Source organism: Pseudoalteromonas sp. P1-13-1a (assembly GCF_001401875.1).
In the GTDB taxonomy this organism is placed as follows: Bacteria; Pseudomonadota; Gammaproteobacteria; order Enterobacterales; family Alteromonadaceae; genus Pseudoalteromonas.
This window is the reverse complement of record NZ_LKDV01000005.1, coordinates 144,530-163,173: the sequence shown is the minus strand read 5'-3', so window position 1 is coordinate 163,173 and position 18,644 is coordinate 144,530. Positions and strand designations below refer to the sequence as shown.

The following is an 18,644-nucleotide window of genomic DNA, read 5'->3' as shown; positions in this document are numbered from 1 at the left end:
CTAACGTAAAGAATAAAAGACAAAAAGACTTCATTGCTGACCTTTAAGTAGTAAAATTAATTATGGGTCCACTAGGGCTTTAAAGCAGTTTTATGTAGCCACCCGAACAACTGCATAATAAATGTTTTTAGCGAGGGTTAGCTAAAGCAATTCTGTTATTTTCAATATACATCTAATACTTAGTTATAAATTTAATAGGCTTGGCTAACTACTTGGTGAATTGGCTATTTTAAGTTGCTCCTACTTGTTTTTATGTTTGCTTGTGTGAATAATAAACATTCGCTCAGGAAAAATAATAAAAGTAATTAAATTAAGGATATATATGAAAATTTACCCATACTCAAAAATTAAAACAGAAAACCTTAAGGGCCTGCTTATCGCTTCTAGAATGCTTGGGTTTTTGAGTTACATACTGTTTTTTGTAGCTATTTGCATTGGTTTATTTGGTGTTTTCTCTAATCTTGGCGCACCTAAAGACTTAAGAAATGGAATAGTTATGTCTGCACCAAATGCCGGTTTACCTGTGATGATAATGGCAATTTGGGGTGCAGTATCGTCAGTCTGTATTTTAGCTTTTAGTGGCTTATGTGCAGCGGTTGTTTCATGCGAATACAAATATACAAAGTCTGTTTAGCTATATACCGGAGTATTTAGATAGTAAAAAAAAAGGGCTTCTACTATCTAAATATTTATTTTTAAGACTAGGTCAACTACCACGAACAACTCTCAACTTTTTGTATCTCCTCCTTACCTCAACAGTCTGAAACTCATTTAAAAAAACACAAAAGAAAGTCGAATCTAGCCTTTATTATGAATGAATTGTAGCTAATTTACCTTGATTAACCCTAATTTATAGTTAAAATGGTCGGCTTATTTAACGAACGTGCCTACTTTATTACTGACACCGTAATAGAATCAGCACTAATAGATGTAAATACCAAGCGTGCATTTTTAAGGCGTGTTATTTACCTCGTTTATTACTAATCCACAATAATACTTGATCATTTTACGGGGCTAAACGTCTTGCTACCTGTTTTAAAAAACCTCATTTAGAGCGGTTAAATAGCGAGCTTTTGCCCAGCTATCAACACGGGTTTCCCTTCTTAAAATAGATTACTTAATTAAGCGAGTTAGTATTTTTAAATTTACGCTAGGACGAAAATTGGTTTGATCTCATTAAACGATGACTTAATGGTAGGTAAAGGGGCGCATAGAACGTGTTATAGGCACCCTGAGGCACATAATTTATGTATTAAAGTAAGCCATGATGGGTTTTCGCAAGAACAAGACCAAGAGTTGGCTTATTATAAGCGACTTAGTAACCGAAATATTCAGTGGCAGTTATTAGCGCGATACCATGGTACGGTGCAAACCAATATTGGCACAGGGTACGTGTTTGATTTAGTGATTGATGCAAATAATCAGCCGGCTAAAACCCTTGAGCATTATTTAAATCAGCCAAATAGTGAAGCACTAGTCGAGCCGCTATTAAAGCTAAAAGATTATTTAATACATAATTTAGTGATCACCAAAGAAATAAAACCACGCAATATAGCGTGTGTTAATAATAACGGCACCATTGAGCAATGTGTAGTGGTGGATGATATTGGTAATACTGAGTTTTTTCCTATTAGTAATTATGTGAGCTCATCGGCTAAGCGTAAGATAAATAGAAAATGGCAACGTTTTGAAGCGAGTTTAAATGAGCTTGGCTTAAGCCTTAATTAAGTTTAAAACACCGACTTTAAATACTGGCTTTAACTAATAATCACAGCCAAGTTTAATACGCAGGGCTAAGCTAACAGACATAACTTTACCCTGCGGATGCATAAGCGTTTGTTACTTTTCTAACTCTTTTACATACAGCATAAGGGCGCTGTACATTACGCTAAGTGCTTTTGTTACATCCTCATCAATAACAGCTTCTGCGGGGTGATGGCTTATTCCGCCAGGGCTGCGTATAAACAGCATACCAACAGGGCAAATAGGGGCTATTGCCATGGCATCGTGCCCAGCGCCAGAGGCAAGTGAAGGCGAGGCTTGGTTATTCAATTTACAGGCACTGCTAAACAATTGTTGAATTTGAGTGTCGCACGCTACGGCGTCGGCCGCATGTGTCCATTGCCAATCGAGCGTTAAATTACGGCTAGTTGCAATTTGCTCCGCGCGGGTATGTATTGCATTAAGTAAAACTGCAAGGTCGTTATCGTTTTGTGCGCGTGCATCTAGGCTTATAGTGGTTTTACCGGCAATGACATTTGTTGCGCCTGGGCGTGCTTGAATTTGCCCTACAGTGGCTACTTCACCATTACTGGCACTTTTTGCTAGTTGCTCTATGGCAAGGGTAAGCTCGGCGCAGCCTGCTAACGAATCTTGGCGTAAGTTCATTGGTGTAGTACCCGCGTGGCCGCTTTGGCCTGTTAGCGTGATCATAGCGCGCTTTGCCCCTGCAATGGCAGTAACAATGCCTAATGCTTGATTTACCGACTCAAGCACGGGGCCTTGCTCTATGTGGGTTTCCCAGTAACCGAGTAACTCGTTTTTATTAAGCGCTGCTTTTGCGTAATCATTTGGGTTTAGGCCAAAATCAAGCATAGCTTGGCGCATAGTAATGCCGTTTGTATCCTCTATATTTAACCACTGCGGGTCAAACTCGTTAGCCAGTGCTTTTGAGCCAATTAATGTGGTGGCAAAGCGGGTGCCTTCTTCATCACAAAAACCCACAACATCTAAATGAAACGGTAAATCAAGCTTAAGTGTATGCGCAAGGGCGGCGATTTCAATACCCAGCATCACGCCTAAAATACCATCAAATGCACCGGCGTTTGGTACGGTGTCTAGGTGTGAGCCAATAATTAAACGTTTAGCGTTTGGGTTAGATGATGCTAAACGCCCCCATAAATTGCCGACTTGGTCTTGCCACGATTGCATGCCCGCCTCAGCCATCCACGCAGCAGTTACACGGTTACACTCTTTGTGCTCTTTAGATAAATACACACGGTGAATGCCACCTTGCATTTGCGATAGGCCACTGAGCGTTTTACAGCGCAATAACGCGCGCGCGGCAAATTTATTAGCCAGCTCAGTGTTTAATAATGGCTCATGGAGGGGGCTTGCGATCGTCATGCTAAATCCTTTTTTTATTTATAATGGGCAAGGGCGGCAATAGCGGCTTCGCCTTTAGGGCCTTTATAGCCGTTGGCATGTAAGCAGGCATCTAGGCTTGCCAATGTTTGTAATACGGCATCTTTGCGGGCGTTGTAACCCATGGTGCCAATACGCCAAATTTTGCCATGCAGCGGGCCAAACGAGGTGCCAATTTCAATACCAAAGTCGGTTAGCATTTGAGCGCGGACGTGGTCAGCATTAATGCCCTCGGGGATATACACACCCACTACGTTGTTCATTTTATGGTTTAAATCGCCAAATACATTTAAGCCTAGCGCTTGAATACCCGTTAGCATGGCATCGCCGTGTAACTTGTGGCGGGCAACGCAGTTGTCTACGCCTTCTTCAATAACAATGCGAGCGCATTCTGATGCGCAATACAGCATGCTGGTGGCTTCGGTGTGGTGGTTAAGGCGCTCCTCGCCCCAGTAATTCATGATCATGCCTAAATCAAAGTAGTTTGAGCGTACAAATGGCTCGGTGCCGTCGGTATGATCGGCCGTGCGTATACCCGCTTCTACTTTTTTACGTTTTTGGATCCAATCGGCGCATTTATCGCTCAGTGTTAAAGGCGCAGAGCCAGAAGGACCGCCTAAACATTTTTGCAAACCAACCGAAAGCGCGTCGAGTTTCCACTCATCGGCGGGTAAATCGTTACCTACAATCGAAGCGGTGGCATCGCAGTAAAATAATACGTCGTGCTTTTGGCAAATATCGCCAATGTGTTCAAGCGGTTGGTTCATAGTTGTAGAAGTATCGCCCTGTACCATAGCAAGTACATGGGGTTTTACATCAACAATGGCTTTTTCTATTTGTTCGGGGGTAAATACCTCACCCCACGGAACTTCTATGGTGTGTACTTTTACGCCTACGCGCTCGGCTATTTCAGCAAGCAAGTGGCCAAAGCGGCCCATAATGGGCACCAGTACTTTATCGCCTGGGCGTAAAATAGAGCATAAAACGGCTTCTATGCCTGCGCGCGATGTACCGTCAACTAGCAGGGTCCATTCGTTTTTGGTTTTAAAAATTTCGCGATAGCGAGCCATGGTTTCGTTCATAAAACCGGTCATTACTGGGTCGTATTGGCCAATTAGCTGCGCCGACATAGCACGTAGCACGCGTGGATCTGCGTTTATTGGGCCTGGGCCCATGAGTAATCGCTGTGGCGGATTTAAAGTTTGAATTTGCGTGTCGCTAAACATGTTTAGGCTCCCAGAGTCTGAATAAGCATACGAATGCCCGTTATCATTAATACAACGGCAAAGGCGCGTTTTAATTGTTTTTGATCTAGCTTGCTACCAATTTTTACGCCAATAGGCGCAAACAAAATAGTAAGCGGAATAATAAGTATAAAAGCAGGTAGGTTTACAAGGCCCCACGTGCCAAGCGGTGCATCGGTGGGTGTAGTACCAATACTTAATAAAGTAATAACGCCCGGTAGCGCAATTAATAAGCCAAATACAGCAGCGGTGCCAACGGCAACATGGGCGCGTACGTTAAACGCGTTTAGCATGGGCACGCCAATAGTGCCACCACCTATACCAATCATTACCGATAAACCACCAACAATACTTGCCATAATGCCTTGGCCAAATTTACCTGGTAATTTACTAACTAGGGCAGGCGCGCCGGCTCTAAATAACATGTTTAAACTTACTAAAATAGCAATACAGGCAAACATAAGTACCAACGCATTACCGCGTATTGAGTGCGCTAAGTAGCTACATACAACGGCCATTACTAAAATAAACGGGGCCCAGTATTTAATTAAAGCAAGGTCGATATTGCCTTTTGCATGGTGCGAACGTATAGACGAAATAGACGTAGGCACTATGGTGGCAAGCGAGGTCGCCGTGGCTATCATCATGGCCGACTCGGGGCTTACGCCAAAGCCTTGCAATAAAAAATACAGCACAGGCACAATTACTATGCCGCCGCCTACACCAAATAGGCCTGCTAAAATACCTGCAAAAATGCCGGTTGCTATTAAGGCCGCTATAATGGGCCATTGATTTATTATTTCTGTCATTGTGTTCCTGCTGTAGTTACTGTTGCACGACCATCTGAACGAGGGTCGGTGGCTGCTTCAAGGCTGGTAGGTGTATCTAAAATGGCACCCGCGTGGCCCATCATTTCATTGTTATTATCAACGCTTACCCAGTCGTGGTCACGTTGATTTAATTCATGTTTAACTTGAATTACTAAGCTTTGCTCTACCTTTAAGTTTGTGCTTGTATCGCCCCAGGTGCGCCCTAGTAACCAACGCGGATCGCTTACTGCTTGGGTAATTGATTTATTACGCCATGCGTAACCACTAAATACGGCAGCTTGTGTTTGTGGTTGGCCTTCGCCGCCCATGGTGCCGTAGGCAAGGCGTCTGCCATCATCAAATTTTGCTAAAGCAGGGTTAAGTGTATGAGCTGGCTTTTTATGTGCTTTTAAGGCATTGGCATCGTTGTTATTTAAACTAAAGCTCAAACCACGGTTATTCCACACAAAACCACCTTCACTCATTAATATGCCGCTGCCAAATTCCCAGTAAACACTTTGAATAAAGCTCACGAGTTGGCCGTTTTTATCACGTGCTGCCATCCAAACGGTATCGCCAGGCTCTGCATTAAATGGCCATTGCTTGGCTTGGTTCATATCAATATTGCTGGCAAGCGCACTTAAGCGTTCATCGGTTAGTGCATTTTTATAATCATCACCAAGCGCATCTGGGTCGGCCCAAAGTGTGGGACGGTGAGTAAAGCTTTGTTTGGTTGCCTCAACAATTAAGTGCATCCAATCGGCCTCTGTTTTGGCCAAATGCTTTAGTTTATTAACGGCGCCAATTATTTGCAGAGAATGCACGCCTTGCGTGGGAGCAGGTAAGTTAAAACACTGTATGCCCGATAAATTAGCATTAAGTGGTGTTACTACATCTGCTTTTGTATTGGCTATGTCGGCTGGGGTAATAACACTGCCTGCGGCTGCTAAATCGCTTGCAAATGAGTCGGCAAGTTCTCCTTCATAAAAAGCATTTAATCCCTGCTCGGCCAAGTGCTCAAAGGTACTGGCGAGTTTTGGGTTTTTAAAATGTTGCCCTGCTTGTAGCGGTTTACCATTGGGTATGTAAAGCTCTTTAAATGCAGTGTTAGTGTTTGAAACGGCGGCAAGCTTTTCGCAGCCTGCTTGCAGGCTTTTTGACACTGTAAAGCCTTCGCGCGCAAGCTTTATGGCAGGCGCTAAAATAGTACTTAGTGGTAGAGCTGCGTGCTCATCTACCTCAAGGGCTTTTTGCCAGCCACGAAGCGTAGCCGCTTGGGTCAATGCGCTTAAACCACCGCGCTCTGGTATGTGTGGCTCATTGCTATAGGCGCTTATATCGTTTGGTGCGCGCCCGCAGGCATCTATAGCTGTGGGTGTGCTTTGGTTTAGGTTATCAATAAGCCAAAAGCTGTCGCCGCCAATTGAGTTCATATGCGGGTATACCACGCTAATAGCAGCGGCGGCTGCTACCATGGCCTCAACGGCTGTACCGCCTTGCTTTAATATTAGGGTGCCTGCCTCGGTTGCCGCAAAATGCGGGGCAGTAAAGGCAATGTTGTGTGTGCTCATGCAAGTGTGTCCTGTTTAAAGTGGGCAGCTAATTGTTGTACGCAGGCAAGTAGGCTTTTATCGTTGCCATGGCTCATCATTAATGAAAACCCATAAGGGTGGCCATTTTCTAAATTAGCCAATGGTAAGTGTACTTGCGCCGAGCGGCTCAAACCCGCTATGGCCGATAAGGTGATTATTTGCATGCGTAAGGCGCTTGTGTCGGCGCCCAATTTAGGTGCAGTTATGGGTGTGGTTGGCAAAAATAAACAACTGTTTGTATTTAGGTTTTTAGCAATTAATGTTTGCCATTGGGTTTGTACATTTAGTGCTTCTTGCTCTTCTTGGGCGGTTAGGGCAAGCGCCATGTTAAAACGTGCCGCAATTGCCGGAGCAAACTGGGGAAGTTGCCCCGGCAATTGAAGCCAATCTTTATGCGTTTTTGCGATTGCTCGCCCTTGCAGTATTCTAAAGCTGTCAGCCAGTTCGCTTAATAAGTTGCTGTTAGGCAGTTTAAATTCTTTATGGTGTTTAAAATAAGGTTTGGTTTTTTTAAGCAATTGTTTAAGCGGGGCTTGTAATGCAGGGTCAACCAGCTCAAATAATGGCTCGCAAATAACTAAAGTATCAACGTTATTAATAGCTTGATTTGGCAACAGTATATTGCCTATATCGCTTAGCAGCTCTGCACTTTGCGTAAGCCAGCCTATGGTATCAAAAGGGGGGGCGAGCGGTATTAGGCCATCTTTTTCAATGACGTTATGGCTTGGCCTTATGCCAAATAAGCCACAATAACTTGCGGGTATTCTAATAGAGCCGCCGGTATCGGTACCTAAGCCAATATCAGCTAGGTTAGCAGCTACGGCGGCCGCCGACCCCATACTTGAGCCACCACTTGCATGGCCCTTAAGTTTTGGGTTTTGTGCTGCACCATAGTGAATGTTATTGCCCTCTAAGCTGTAAGCCAGCTCATCGGTGTGGGTAAAGCCTGTAAAGCGACAACCTTCATTCATTAGTTTATTTACGGCACTTGCTGTTTGCTGTGCAGGTTTTGCTGCTTTAAACCAGCTTGGGTTACCCGCGCTGTTGCGCTCGCCTTTAACAGCAAATACATCTTTTACCGCAAGGCGCTTATTTACAAGTTTGCCGTGGGTGTGTGTTTGCCATGCGTTAGGGCCATGGTCACAAAAAATACCGGTAAAATTATTATGTGTTTTGGTACTCATATCACCACTCGTTATAAAGTAAATCTGACCAACTGGTTATAATCAGATTTAGGGTGATTAAAAAGACGAATTAGTTATTATTATTTTTCAGCCCACTGCGTAACATCTTATTTTTATTTTACAGAGCCTGATCCGCTTTTTAATCGGTTAGCTATTATATTGCCTAAAAGCTAAGCAAAAGCAATGCCAAATGCAAATAAAGTTGTCCGCTCGGTCAGGTTTTGTTTGGTTTACATGGGGTTTAGCAGATATTTATAAAAATATAAGTATTAAAGAAGGCGTAATTTAGAGGTGAAAACACACCAAGTTGGTGCGTGATTGCACCAACTTGGTTGCAAATATGGCGTTTATAGTAATGCGTTAGGGCTAATAATTAAGCCATTTACATCGGCGTATAGCCAATCGTTAGGGTTAATTGTGGTACTAAGCATGGTCACTGTTTGATTTTTATCGCCAAAGCCACGCTTTAATGTACTGCGCGGGGTTGAGCCTAGCGCCATGACCGGTAAATCCATAGTGGCTAGTATTTCAATGTCGCGGCAACAGCCGTTAATAACAACGCCTTCCCAGCCATTTTTTAACGCGCGCTCAGCCATAATATCGCCTATAAAAGCAAAGCGTTTGCTAGCAAAGCCATCAATAAGCAATACTTTACCCTCACCGTTTTCATGCAGTATATCGGCGGCAAACGAGTTATCGTCTGGGCATGTAACGGTAACTGCTTGACCACTAAAGGTGGTTTTTTTACCAAAGTGGCGCAGGCCGCTGTCGGCGACTTGTACGCTTTCGCGGTGATCGTCAAATAAGTCTGGGGTGGTAAAGTTATTCATGGGTTAGGCCTCACTGTGCTCAGGTATTTTTAAGCCAATACCTTTTAAAATTATGTGGGCAGTTGATTGCGTTATTTGTGCCACATCGGTTTCGTCGTATTCTAATTTGTTCATTACCAGTAGCACTTCGGCCTGAAAGTCGGCGTAGTACTGCGTAGTTGACCAAATGGTAAATAATAAATGGTAAGGGTCAACATTATCCATTTTGCCTGCATCTATCCAGGCCTGAAACATGTCTACCTTTTGTTTTACCCACGGGCGCGTGTTAGTTCTAAAGTAGTTTTGCAAATATGGAGCTCCGCGCAGTATTTCACTGGCAAATAAACGTGATTGCAGTGGCTGGTTTACGGCAAGTATTACTTTACTTTTAATATAGTGATAAAGCACATGTGCAGGGTCGTCCTCAGGGGTTACGTTATCTAAGCCTAAGTTCCAGTGCGCAATTATGCGATCTATTACGTTTTCGTATAGGCCGTCTTTGCTTTTAAAATAATATAAAATATTGGCCTTAGGAACGCCTGCTTCTTTGGCAACCATGCTCATACTGGTGCCATCGTAACCAAGCTGAGAAAATAATTGCTCGGCGGCATCGAGTATTAATGTTTGGTTTTTTACTCGGGTGAGTTCTTTTTTATTTGGCTTTGTTTGTGTGCTCATTATGGCGATGCTGTTTTTAACGTGTTGAATGATTGTAACTTTACTGACCAAAAGGTCAAACACTTAAGTGCAGGCTAAAAACACCTTTATAACAATAAATGATGAGCAACAATTGTTTAAAGCATTAATTACTGTTAGCGTAACGTCAAACATAAGTAGTACTTTTAGGTAGTTAATGGACTTTTTTTCTAATCACAAATACACGCTTTATGGCATTGCCGCTATTTTATTATGGAGCTGTTTAGTGGCTCTGCTCAGGGATGTTTCGGAGTTATTTGGCCCTATAGGTGGGGCGGCACTTATGTATAGTGTAAGCGCGCTGTTTTTAATTTTGGTAATGGGGCGTCCTAAATTTGCTGGGTTTAATAAGCGTTATATTATTTGGGGTACTGCTTTATTTGCACTTTACGAGGTGTGTTTAGCACTGTTTGTGGGGCTTGCTAATAATCGCCACCAAGCAGTAGAAATGGCGGTTATAAATTATTTATGGCCCACGCTTACCATTTTGCTCAGTATTGTTGTTAACCGTAGTAAAGTAAGTGTATTGATTTACCCCGGTATGCTGCTCGCCTTTTTTGGCGTGGCATGGTGCGTGGGTGGCGATAGTGGGTTGTCAATTAACAGTATTATGGGCAATTTTGCAAGTAACCCAACGGCCTACTTGCTGGCGTTTGTAGCGCCTTTTATTTGGTCTGTTTATTGTGTGATTACTCAAAAAAATAGCAATGGGAAAAATGCCATTGTGCTATTTTTTATCGCCACAGCACTGAGCTTATGGGTATTGTATGGATTAAGTGACGAGCCAAAAATGACCTTTACACTACACGCTACCATAACGCTTATTTTAGCTGGTGTGGTTGTTGGCAGCGGTTATGCACTTTGGAACCAAGCAATTATTGGCGGTAACTTAATGCTGCTTGGTACGCTTTCGTATTTTACGCCGGTTTTTTCGGCGATTATTTCGGCGCTTTATTTATCAATTACCCTTAGTGCCTCATTTTGGCAAGGAGTAATAATGGTCACTGGTGGTTCACTCGTTTGCTATTTTGTAACACGTGAAAAACCAGCTAAAAAGCCACTAAACGCCGTAAATTAACGGCGTAAACGCATCCTTTTTTAACTGTGTTTGTTTAGCCAGTTAAGTGCCAGTGGCCATAGTCCGTCTGACTTTTTACTAAAAAACTTCATATGGCCAATTTCCTTCAAACCATAGTCGTGTGGGTTTAAGGTGAGTGTTTGTGCTTTTAATTTAGGAAAAACCGAGAGCATATCGGCGACATTCGCGTTATTTGCAATGTCGTCGTCGGTAGCATTAACCCAAAGCGAGGGCATAGAAAGCGTGTTGTAACAGTGTTGAAATACGGTATTGCCAAATGCTGATTGCACATACCCTTGTGCGTTACACCATTTTTGCCATTGTTTAGCTACGCCTTTAGGTAGTGGCTCGCCCATGCCAAACCATTGTGATTTAGTATGGCCAAATAGTGCATTACTAAGGGGGATAACTCCATTCATAAAAAAGTGCGCTTTAACCTGATACGCCAAGCGCATATTAGTTAATTTACCTGACGAGCAAGCAAAGTTAAACGCAGATCTTAGCTCGTTGGCGTTATGCATTAGCCCCACTAATTGTCCGCCGGCGCTATGGCCCACTAAATGATACTGCGTATTAGGAAATACCCTTTGCAAATGCTCAAGCACCGCAGGCATGTCTTGCTCGCCCCAGGTTTGTAATGTGGCTTTGCTTTTTTTAATACTGCGGTTAAGCGATTGGCCAATACCACTGTTATCAAAGGTAATTACGCCAAAGCCCTGTTGTTGTAAGTAAGTAGCAAAATTTGCATAAAACTGTTGTTTTATACCGGTTGCAGGGGCAATCATCACCGCACCTTTAATAGGGCTGGTGGGTGTAAATACACGGGCGCTTAGAGTTTGCCTGTTATTACAGGTTATAGTGGTGTGCTCAAAGTGTGGTGAGGTCATTAGAATTATTATTTCCCATATAAAGTACACAGGTTAAAAACAATAGCTGGTAAGACCAGTTTAAGCAAGAGGGGAAGGCGTTGTTTATACCTACTCCATTAAGTATGTGCTCTTAATTTTACGCCGACAAAAAATTCAGCTTTAGGCATATATTGATGTAAATGGTTGTTCCCTTGTCGAAATTACAACAAAAAAATGAGTTGTTTTAGCGAGTAAAATAGGCCAGCTATTTATTGGAATTGGTATAAACCACGCCCCAAATGAAGTGGGGCGAGAGGAAGGTTTAAATAACTACAGGGTACTACTTATTTTGCTAAAGCCTTGTTATTGGCAGTTAATGGAGCCTTATTGCCATTAACAATAACGGGCTAATAGGTATATTAAAAGTTGGTTAATTAGATTTACTGTTTACCTGAGCGAGTAAGTCGAGCACTTTTTGTTGGCCAAATTTTTGTGCAAATTGCTCGGCTGTTTGGCCTGCTTTGTTTTGATGTGCGTTGTCGCAATCAAGGCCTACAAGTGTTTTAGCGATACTAAATTCGCCTCTAAAAATGGCGGCCATTAGGGCTGTGTTACCGCGGTTATCTTCAAGGCAGGCATTAGCACCTAGTTGCAATAAAGTGTTTACCGTATTTTTATTGCCGTGGTAGGTGGCAATCATTAGCGCGGTGTAACCTTTGTTGTTGTAGCTATTAATAGGAATGCCAGCATCAACAAATTGCGTTATTACGGCGGTGTCGTCGGTGCGTGCGGCTGCAAAGTAATAAGCAAGTAAGCTGTCGTATTGCGACTGGGCGGTGCTTTGTTCATTTACAGGGCTTTGTGGCTCATTGGCAAAGCCTGAAAAGCTCATCACTAAAGTAAATATAATAAGTAATTTACGCATACTGGTTACCTTTTTAAAAAAGAGGAAAGCTAGGCTTTCCTCAATAACTTACAGGTTGGGTAAAATATTAAAGCTTAGCGGCTAGTTGCTTAACTTGTTTCATGTCGCCGTTTACAGCGTTAGTTAAGCGTGTACCGTATTCGCTATCTGCTTTGTAGAAGTGGCTAAGCATTTTGTGCATAACTTTGCTGTCTTTCACTTTGCCTAAATCGCCGGCTAAGTTGTTAACTAAGTTAGTGCGCTCTTGCTTGCTAAAGCTGCGGTAAAGTACACCCGCTTGAGCAAAGTTTTGCTGCTTTTTAATAGCTGCTTGTTGTACGTAGCCTTTTAGCTCTGTGTTACTTCTGCGTGCAATTGGGTTTTCTGCAACGTTTTCGTGACTTGGTTGGTAATTCACGTTACTTGTTGTATTACCGTAGTTCATTGCGCCGTCTTGGTTGTAGTTAACCACTTCAACTTTTGCACGGTTAATTGGCAATTGTTGGTGGTTAGCACCTAAGCGGTACATTTGCGTATCGGCGTAAGAGAAAACACGCCCTTGTAATAGTCTGTCTTCAGATGGCTCAATACCCGGAATAACATTTGCCGGTGCCATTGCAACTTGTTCTGTAGATTGGAAGAAGTTAGTTGGCATACGGTTTAGGGTCATGGTGCCTACTTTAGTTTCTTTCACGTCTAACCACATTTTTGTTGCATCTAATGGGTTGTAGTCAAAGTCATCTAACTGCGACGGATCAAGGGTTTTAATGTATAGATCCCATTTAGGGAAATTGCCTTTACCAATCTCACTGTATAGGTCGCGTGTTAAGTGCTGGAAGTCTTGGCTTTGCACTTCAGCTACTTCTTTTGAGTCAAGGTTATCAATACCTTGCTGGCTCACCCAATGAAACTTAACGTATTTAACATCGCCTGACTTATTAATCATTTTGTAAGCATGTACGCCCCAGCCGTCCATTTTACGAAGGCTTGCAGGTGTGCCGTAGTCGCTGTATACCCACGTTAACATGTGAGTAGAACCTGGCTCGTATGAGAAAAAGTCAAAAAAGCGGTTAGGATCTTGAATGTTATCAACCGGTGATGGCTTTAACGAGTGAACCATGTCTGGAAATTTAATCGCATCGCGAATAAAGAATACCGGTAAGTTGTTACCTACTAAATCCCAGTTACCTTGGTCGGTGTAAAACTTAGTCGCAAAACCACGCGGGTCGCGCAGTGTTTCTGGGCTACCTTTTGAGTGAATTACTGATGAAAAACGTACAAATACGTCTGTTTCTTTACCCGCTTCTGCAAACGGTGCAGCAATTGTTAAGTCATCTAACTCTTTAGACGCTACAAACACACCGTGAGCACCTGTACCACGCGCATGCACTACACGCTCAGGAATGCGCTCACGAGCAAAGCGTTGTAGCTTTTGAATTAGGTGTACGTCTTCAAGTAATACACTTCCGCGCTCACCAGCGGTAATAGAGTTTTGGTTGTCGCCAACAGCCGCGCCGTTGTCTTTAGTTAAGGTGGTAGCGGCACTTGCAGGTAATGCCATTGCTAGCGCTAATGCACTTAGCGTTAATGTAGATTTATTATTAATCGTGTTTTTTTGAGTATTCATTGTCGACCTCATCTGTATAAAAGTGCCGGCAGTGTTGCTGGCTGTTTAACTGTGAATGAGTGTATTAACAAAAGTTAGTTCGGTAAAATTGATTGTTTAGATTGGGGTAATCACTAATTTAGATTGTTATTTGTGAGCTGCCTTCTATTTTCTAAATAGCGTTTTTGTAATGTTCGACCTTAGTCGTAATTGCAATTTTGAAATCAATGAAAATACAGACAATTTCATATTTAATGAATAAATATTCACCATCGTGGTGCGTTTTTCACTAACAAGATGTTGACTTATTATAACAATAAAGAGAATATGCTCACTTGCTGGGCTTATGCTCAAGTTGAGGTTGCACCAAACTAGGTGCATAAAAAGGGGCAATATGAATACTAAAATAGAATTAGTTATTTTTGATTGTGATGGCGTTGTTATAGATAGCGAAATATTGAGCGCGCAAGTGTTAATAAACATGCTTGCAGAGATTGGCGTTAATATTGACCGAGCCTATGTACAACAATATTTTTTAGGCTGTAATTTTAAAACAGTTACCCAAAACTTATTCGATACCTTTAACGTGACATTAGCTGAGAGCTTTGAAGCCGATTACCGAGAAGCATTATTAAACGAGTTCGAAACTGCATTAATGCCAACTAACGGCATTAAACACGTGCTAGAGCAATTATCTGTACCTTGTTGTATTGCAACAAGCAGTAGTCCTAAACGCACTGCTAAAGCGCTTAATGTGGTTAATTTATCGCAGTACTTTAATAAGGTATTTACCTCAAGTGAGGTAAAAAATGGTAAGCCCGCACCCGATTTATTTTTACATGCTGCAGAGCAAATGGGTGTTAACCCAAGCAAATGTTTAGTGATTGAAGACTCAAAAGCCGGTGTGTGCGCTGCACTTGCCGCCAATATGCAGGTTTTGCATTACAGCGGAGGTGGGCATATGCAAGATGCAGTGAACTTTGTTCACCAAGCTTACCCAGAGGTCGCACATTTAACCCATTGGGATGACTTTTATAAGCAGTACCCAGCATTACAAACACAGTAATAGAATATTAACGTTGAGCTTTATGACACTGACAAAGCTTAAGGTAAAATGCATTAATTATTAGATAGTTATAGTAGTAGCATTATAAAAAGGCACGGCGATTTACTCATTATTAATTTAAATAAAAAAACACTTATTTAAATTAATAGTTAACCTGAACTTTGGTTAAGAGATTTACTAACATATTAAATCAAAAGTGATATCTATGTTTATTTTCTCTAGCCAGAGATTTACAGTGAAAACAAGGCGAAATTACGCGTCAATAGCTAGCCTATTGCAAGTAAATTTAACGTAGTTAGCGCTGGAAATAGCTGCTTGAGATAGATTTATTATCCAGAGTTCAGGTTAGTTAGGGCTGTGCTTAAAACAATAGGAAAATACCATGGCATCAAGTCCACACACACAAACATTTAACGATGTTAACGAAGAGCAATTGCCCGTTGCTAATCATAAGCTTCATGGTTGGAAGCACTTTGCCGGCTTATACGCTGGTGAGCACGTTGCAGCCACCGAATTTGTTATTGGTGCAACCTTTGTTGCATTAGGCGCATCGACCATCGACATTCTATTAGGTTTATTAATTGGTAACCTATTAGCAATGTGTTCGTGGTGGTTAATTACTTCTCCAATTGCGGTAGAAACACGTTTAAGTTTATACAACTACCTAAATAAAATTGCGGGTAACTCAATGACCAAGCTCTATAACTGGGCAAACGTGGTCATATTTAGTGTGATATCCGCCGCGATGATCACGGTATCGGCAACCGCCGTTCGGTTTTTATTTGATATACCCGCACAACTCGATTGGTATCCTAACAGCTTAGCATTTGTGGCCATTGTATTATCAGTTGGCTCTATTGTTGTATTTGTGGCTATGTATGGTTTTTCTACGGTTGCTGATTTTTCTAAAATTTGTGCGCCGTGGTTGTTTGTTATTTTTATAGCGGGCTCGTTTGCATTGTTTCCTGAGCTTTCTAATCATGTATTAGGGGTAACCACGCTAACAGGCTTTGACGACTTTATGGCAATAGGGGATTCATCAATCTGGACTGGTACCACTGCTGATGGCGAAAAAGGTATTGGCTTATTAGAGGTTATAGGTTTTGCATGGGCTGCAAACTCTATTACCCACTTTGGCTTAATTGATATGGCTATTTTTAGATTTGCCAAACGTAAAAGCTACGGTTTGTTTTCTGGCGTAGGTATGTTTTTTGGCCATTACTTAGCGTGGATATCGGCCGGTATTATGGGCGCGGGTGTTGCGGTATTACTTAAAACCACTATTTCATCGCTTGACCCAGGTGACGTTGCTTACCACGCATTAGGTTGGACGGGTTTTGTAATTGTAATTATTGCAGGCTGGACAACAGCTAACGCTAATCTTTACCGCGCAGGGCTTGCAGCACAGTCTATTTTTGTTGACCAATCACGTGAGCGTACAACCGCCATTGTGGGTGTTGTAACCGTTATTATTGCGTGTTTCCCGTTTGTATTTTCGCAAATGTTACCACTACTTACCTACGCAGGATTATTAGTAGTGCCTGTGGGCGGTATTGTATTTGCTGAGCATGTTTTATTTCCTAAAATTGGTTTAACCCGTTACTGGGCTAAATATAAAAACATTACCCGTAGCGTACCGGCTATTGCTTCTTGGGCGTTGGCACTTGTGTTTGGCTTTGGTTTAAATGCAATTGATGTAATGTCATTTTACTACCTATTTATTCCTACTTGGATATTCACCATTGTGGTTTACACCCTACTGGCTAAAAAGTACGGCGCAGGTGAAGACTACAGCAAAGAAATTGCAGCAGAAGAGCAAGAGCAAAAAGACATAAAAGAGTACCAAGCAGGACTGGCTAAAGAGGTTAAAGCGCCAGTTGTTGATAACTCATTGCTAACCAAAGTGTTAAATGGTGTGTCTACTGTTTCGTTACTTATTATTTTTGGCTTTGCCAGCCAAGTCATGTTTTTTAGTGACAGCATGAGCATTTACGCAGGAAATAAAACGCAGTTTGAAATTGCCTGTTTTATTTGCACCATTATTTATTTTGCAACCGCTTACTGGTCGCTATTGCGCCATAAAGCACTCAACACTGCATCTTAAGTTAAATTTTTAATATTGTTTTAGTAAGGTCGCACCATGACGCAACACCAGCACACTGACGCTCTTGTTAAAGGGCTAAACCAACAAAGCTTGGCAGATATGCCAAGCCATGTAGATACACCAAACTACGACCGCAGCAAGCTAAAAGCGGGTATAGTACATATTGGTGTGGGCGGCTTTCACCGTGCTCACCAAGCGGTGTACATAAACGAGCTATTAAAAACGCCAGGTGCTGAACAGTGGGGCATTTGTGGTGTGGGCTTATTAGAGGGTAACCGTGGTCTGCGCGATATTTTAAAGCAGCAAGACTACCTTTACACGCTAACAGTAAGACACCCAAATGGGCAGATAGATAACAAAGTTATTGGCTCTATGATTGACTTTTTGTTTGCCCCAGAGGACAAACAAGCGGTTATTAATAAGCTTGCGCACAGCGATACGCATATTGTGTCGTTAACCATTACCGAAGGGGGTTATAACTTTAACCCTGTAACGGGTGAGTTTGATTACTCAAATCCAGACATTATTAACGACATTAATAATCCTAACGATCCAATCACGGCGTTTGGTTACATTACTGCTGCGTTAAAACTGCGTAAAGAGCAAGGCCTTGATGCGTTTACTGTACAGTCGTGCGATAACATTCAGCACAACGGTAATGTAACGCGCAAAATGCTACTTGCCTTTGCAGCTGAGCAAGATAAAGAACTAAGCGAGTGGATTGCCGCTAATGTAACCTTTCCAAATGCAATGGTTGACCGTATTACACCGGTGTCTAAAAAGAGCGATATTGACTACGTTGTTGATGCGTACGGTGTTAGCGATGAATGGCCAATTACGTGTGAGTCGTTTACTCAATGGGTGATTGAAGACTCATTTTGCTGCGGACGCCCAGATTGGGATAGCGTAGGCGCACAATTTGTAAGTGATGTAACGCCTTATGAAACCATGAAAATACGCTTATTAAATGCAGGCCATTCGGTACTGGGTTTATTAGGCTCTGTACATGGCTATAGCACAATTGACGAAACAGTATCTGATCCTTTATTTGCGAAGTACCTACGTGCGTTTATGGATAAAGAAGTAACGCCTAACCTAGCGCAACTAGAAGGCATTGATCTTGAAATCTACAAAGACACGCTAATCGAGCGTTTTGCTAATCCAAACATTAAAGACAGCTTATCGCGCATTTGTTCAGAAAGCGCAGCAAAGCTACCTAAGTTTTTAATTGCCACTATTAACGAAAACCTAGTGCAAGGCCGTGATGTGTCTCTTGCGACTCTTGTTATTGCTGCATGGTGTTTTTACAGCGATAAAGGGGTCGATGAGCAAGGCAATACACTTGAAATAATCGATGCAATGCAAAGCGAATTGCATGAAGCCGCGGCTAAAACAGCCAGCGATGACCTTGCATTTTTGTCGCTAACAAGTTTATTTGGTGATTTAAACACGCAAAGTGCTTTTACGTCTCACTACAAAAACAACATAGAAGCGTTATACGCACCGGCAAGTAAAATTAAAGCAATTATGAATAACGTGCTTGAGCCTAAAGGTAACTAA

Annotated in this window: 16 protein-coding genes; 6 read left to right on the top strand and 10 right to left on the bottom strand. The window is 42.2% G+C overall.

Translation table 11 applies throughout. The features are described from left to right. The first annotated feature begins 322 nt into the window (after positions 1 to 322). Together AN391_RS05850 and AN391_RS05845 are read left to right on the top strand one after the other, a co-directional pair. Positions 323 to 634 carry a hypothetical protein gene (locus AN391_RS05850; RefSeq protein WP_055014529.1) on the top strand — a complete coding sequence of 104 codons (312 nt, stop codon included), beginning with the start codon at positions 323 to 325 and terminating at the stop codon, positions 632 to 634. Positions 635 to 1,167: 533 nt separating this feature from the next. Continuing rightward, entirely contained in the window at positions 1,168 to 1,728 is a 561-nt protein-coding gene (locus tag AN391_RS05845; RefSeq protein WP_055019904.1) for a YrbL family protein, read from the top strand. A gap of 111 nt (positions 1,729 to 1,839) precedes the next feature. Here AN391_RS05845 and AN391_RS05840 read toward each other — a convergent pair whose 3' ends face one another. The 7 genes from AN391_RS05840 to AN391_RS05810 all read right to left on the bottom strand — a co-directional run bounded on the left by AN391_RS05840 (position 1,840) and on the right by AN391_RS05810 (position 9,460). After that, a complete protein-coding gene (locus AN391_RS05840) occupies positions 1,840 to 3,126 on the bottom strand; it encodes an allantoate amidohydrolase (RefSeq protein WP_055014527.1) in 1,287 nt (428 codons plus the stop codon). A gap of 14 nt (positions 3,127 to 3,140) precedes the next feature. Beyond that, positions 3,141 to 4,370, bottom strand: coding sequence for an alanine--glyoxylate aminotransferase family protein (locus tag AN391_RS05835; protein WP_055014526.1), 1,230 nt, complete (start codon positions 4,368 to 4,370; stop codon positions 3,141 to 3,143). Between the two features lie 2 nt (positions 4,371 to 4,372). Beyond that, entirely contained in the window at positions 4,373 to 5,197 is an 825-nt protein-coding gene (locus tag AN391_RS05830) for a sulfite exporter TauE/SafE family protein (RefSeq protein ID WP_055014525.1), read from the bottom strand. Next, positions 5,194 to 6,768, bottom strand: coding sequence for a gamma-glutamyltransferase family protein (locus AN391_RS05825; protein WP_055014524.1), 1,575 nt, complete (start codon positions 6,766 to 6,768; stop codon positions 5,194 to 5,196). The genes AN391_RS05830 and AN391_RS05825 overlap by 4 nt, the downstream gene beginning before the upstream one ends. Then, positions 6,765 to 7,973: an amidase family protein gene (locus AN391_RS05820; protein WP_055014523.1), complete on the bottom strand. Its 1,209-nt coding sequence runs from the start codon at positions 7,971 to 7,973 to the stop codon at positions 6,765 to 6,767. The genes AN391_RS05825 and AN391_RS05820 overlap by 4 nt, the downstream gene beginning before the upstream one ends. A gap of 347 nt (positions 7,974 to 8,320) precedes the next feature. Next, positions 8,321 to 8,803, bottom strand: a complete 483-nt coding sequence (locus AN391_RS05815) for a putative 4-hydroxy-4-methyl-2-oxoglutarate aldolase (protein ID WP_055014522.1) — start codon at positions 8,801 to 8,803, stop codon at positions 8,321 to 8,323. Between the two features lie 3 nt (positions 8,804 to 8,806). Further along, on the bottom strand, positions 8,807 to 9,460 hold the full coding sequence (locus AN391_RS05810; RefSeq protein WP_055014521.1) for a TetR/AcrR family transcriptional regulator: 654 nt from the start codon (positions 9,458 to 9,460) through the stop codon (positions 8,807 to 8,809). Between the two features lie 175 nt (positions 9,461 to 9,635). On the opposite strand from AN391_RS05810, the gene yddG reads away from it, so the two are divergent. After that, positions 9,636 to 10,556: an aromatic amino acid DMT transporter YddG gene (yddG, locus tag AN391_RS05805; RefSeq protein ID WP_055014520.1), complete on the top strand. Its 921-nt coding sequence runs from the start codon at positions 9,636 to 9,638 to the stop codon at positions 10,554 to 10,556. Positions 10,557 to 10,576: 20 nt separating this feature from the next. Here yddG and AN391_RS05800 read toward each other — a convergent pair whose 3' ends face one another. From AN391_RS05800 to AN391_RS05790, 3 genes are all read right to left on the bottom strand, one after another. Next, on the bottom strand, positions 10,577 to 11,443 hold the full coding sequence (locus AN391_RS05800; RefSeq protein WP_055014519.1) for an alpha/beta fold hydrolase: 867 nt from the start codon (positions 11,441 to 11,443) through the stop codon (positions 10,577 to 10,579). Positions 11,444 to 11,834: 391 nt separating this feature from the next. Further along, the gene (locus AN391_RS05795) at positions 11,835 to 12,296 is read right to left on the bottom strand and encodes an ankyrin repeat domain-containing protein (RefSeq protein ID WP_408003056.1); all 462 of its coding nucleotides are present in this window, start codon (positions 12,294 to 12,296) and stop codon (positions 11,835 to 11,837) included. Between the two features lie 100 nt (positions 12,297 to 12,396). After that, positions 12,397 to 13,935, bottom strand: coding sequence for a catalase (locus tag AN391_RS05790; RefSeq protein WP_055014517.1), 1,539 nt, complete (start codon positions 13,933 to 13,935; stop codon positions 12,397 to 12,399). 373 nt (positions 13,936 to 14,308) lie between these two features. On the opposite strand from AN391_RS05790, the gene AN391_RS05785 reads away from it, so the two are divergent. The 3 genes from AN391_RS05785 to AN391_RS05775 all read left to right on the top strand — a co-directional run bounded on the left by AN391_RS05785 (position 14,309) and on the right by AN391_RS05775 (position 18,644). Further along, complete coding sequence (locus tag AN391_RS05785) at positions 14,309 to 14,980, top strand: HAD family phosphatase (RefSeq protein WP_055014516.1); 672 nt, start codon at positions 14,309 to 14,311, stop codon at positions 14,978 to 14,980. A 382-nt stretch (positions 14,981 to 15,362) separates the two neighbouring features. After that, positions 15,363 to 17,084 carry a cytosine permease gene (locus AN391_RS05780; protein WP_055014515.1) on the top strand — a complete coding sequence of 574 codons (1,722 nt, stop codon included), beginning with the start codon at positions 15,363 to 15,365 and terminating at the stop codon, positions 17,082 to 17,084. A 36-nt stretch (positions 17,085 to 17,120) separates the two neighbouring features. Continuing rightward, positions 17,121 to 18,644, top strand: coding sequence for a mannitol dehydrogenase family protein (locus AN391_RS05775; protein WP_055014514.1), 1,524 nt, complete (start codon positions 17,121 to 17,123; stop codon positions 18,642 to 18,644).

What these genes read in the sequence shown, in the direction of transcription:
- AN391_RS05850 (WP_055014529.1), top strand. Translation starts at nt 323, where the DNA reads ATGAAAATTTACCCATACTCAAAAATTAAAACAGAAAACCTTAAGGGC.
- AN391_RS05840 (WP_055014527.1), bottom strand. Translation starts at nt 3,126, where the DNA reads ATGACGATCGCAAGCCCCCTCCATGAGCCATTATTAAACACTGAGCTG.
- AN391_RS05835 (WP_055014526.1), bottom strand. Translation starts at nt 4,370, where the DNA reads ATGTTTAGCGACACGCAAATTCAAACTTTAAATCCGCCACAGCGATTA.
- AN391_RS05830 (WP_055014525.1), bottom strand. Translation starts at nt 5,197, where the DNA reads ATGACAGAAATAATAAATCAATGGCCCATTATAGCGGCCTTAATAGCA.
- AN391_RS05825 (WP_055014524.1), bottom strand. Translation starts at nt 6,768, where the DNA reads ATGAGCACACACAACATTGCCTTTACTGCCCCGCATTTTGCGGCAACC.
- AN391_RS05820 (WP_055014523.1), bottom strand. Translation starts at nt 7,973, where the DNA reads ATGAGTACCAAAACACATAATAATTTTACCGGTATTTTTTGTGACCAT.
- AN391_RS05815 (WP_055014522.1), bottom strand. Translation starts at nt 8,803, where the DNA reads ATGAATAACTTTACCACCCCAGACTTATTTGACGATCACCGCGAAAGC.
- AN391_RS05810 (WP_055014521.1), bottom strand. Translation starts at nt 9,460, where the DNA reads ATGAGCACACAAACAAAGCCAAATAAAAAAGAACTCACCCGAGTAAAA.
- yddG (WP_055014520.1), top strand. Translation starts at nt 9,636, where the DNA reads ATGGACTTTTTTTCTAATCACAAATACACGCTTTATGGCATTGCCGCT.
- AN391_RS05800 (WP_055014519.1), bottom strand. Translation starts at nt 11,443, where the DNA reads ATGACCTCACCACACTTTGAGCACACCACTATAACCTGTAATAACAGG.
- AN391_RS05795 (WP_408003056.1), bottom strand. Translation starts at nt 12,296, where the DNA reads ATGAGCTTTTCAGGCTTTGCCAATGAGCCACAAAGCCCTGTAAATGAA.
- AN391_RS05790 (WP_055014517.1), bottom strand. Translation starts at nt 13,935, where the DNA reads ATGAATACTCAAAAAAACACGATTAATAATAAATCTACATTAACGCTA.
- AN391_RS05785 (WP_055014516.1), top strand. Translation starts at nt 14,309, where the DNA reads ATGAATACTAAAATAGAATTAGTTATTTTTGATTGTGATGGCGTTGTT.
- AN391_RS05780 (WP_055014515.1), top strand. Translation starts at nt 15,363, where the DNA reads ATGGCATCAAGTCCACACACACAAACATTTAACGATGTTAACGAAGAG.
- AN391_RS05775 (WP_055014514.1), top strand. Translation starts at nt 17,121, where the DNA reads ATGACGCAACACCAGCACACTGACGCTCTTGTTAAAGGGCTAAACCAA.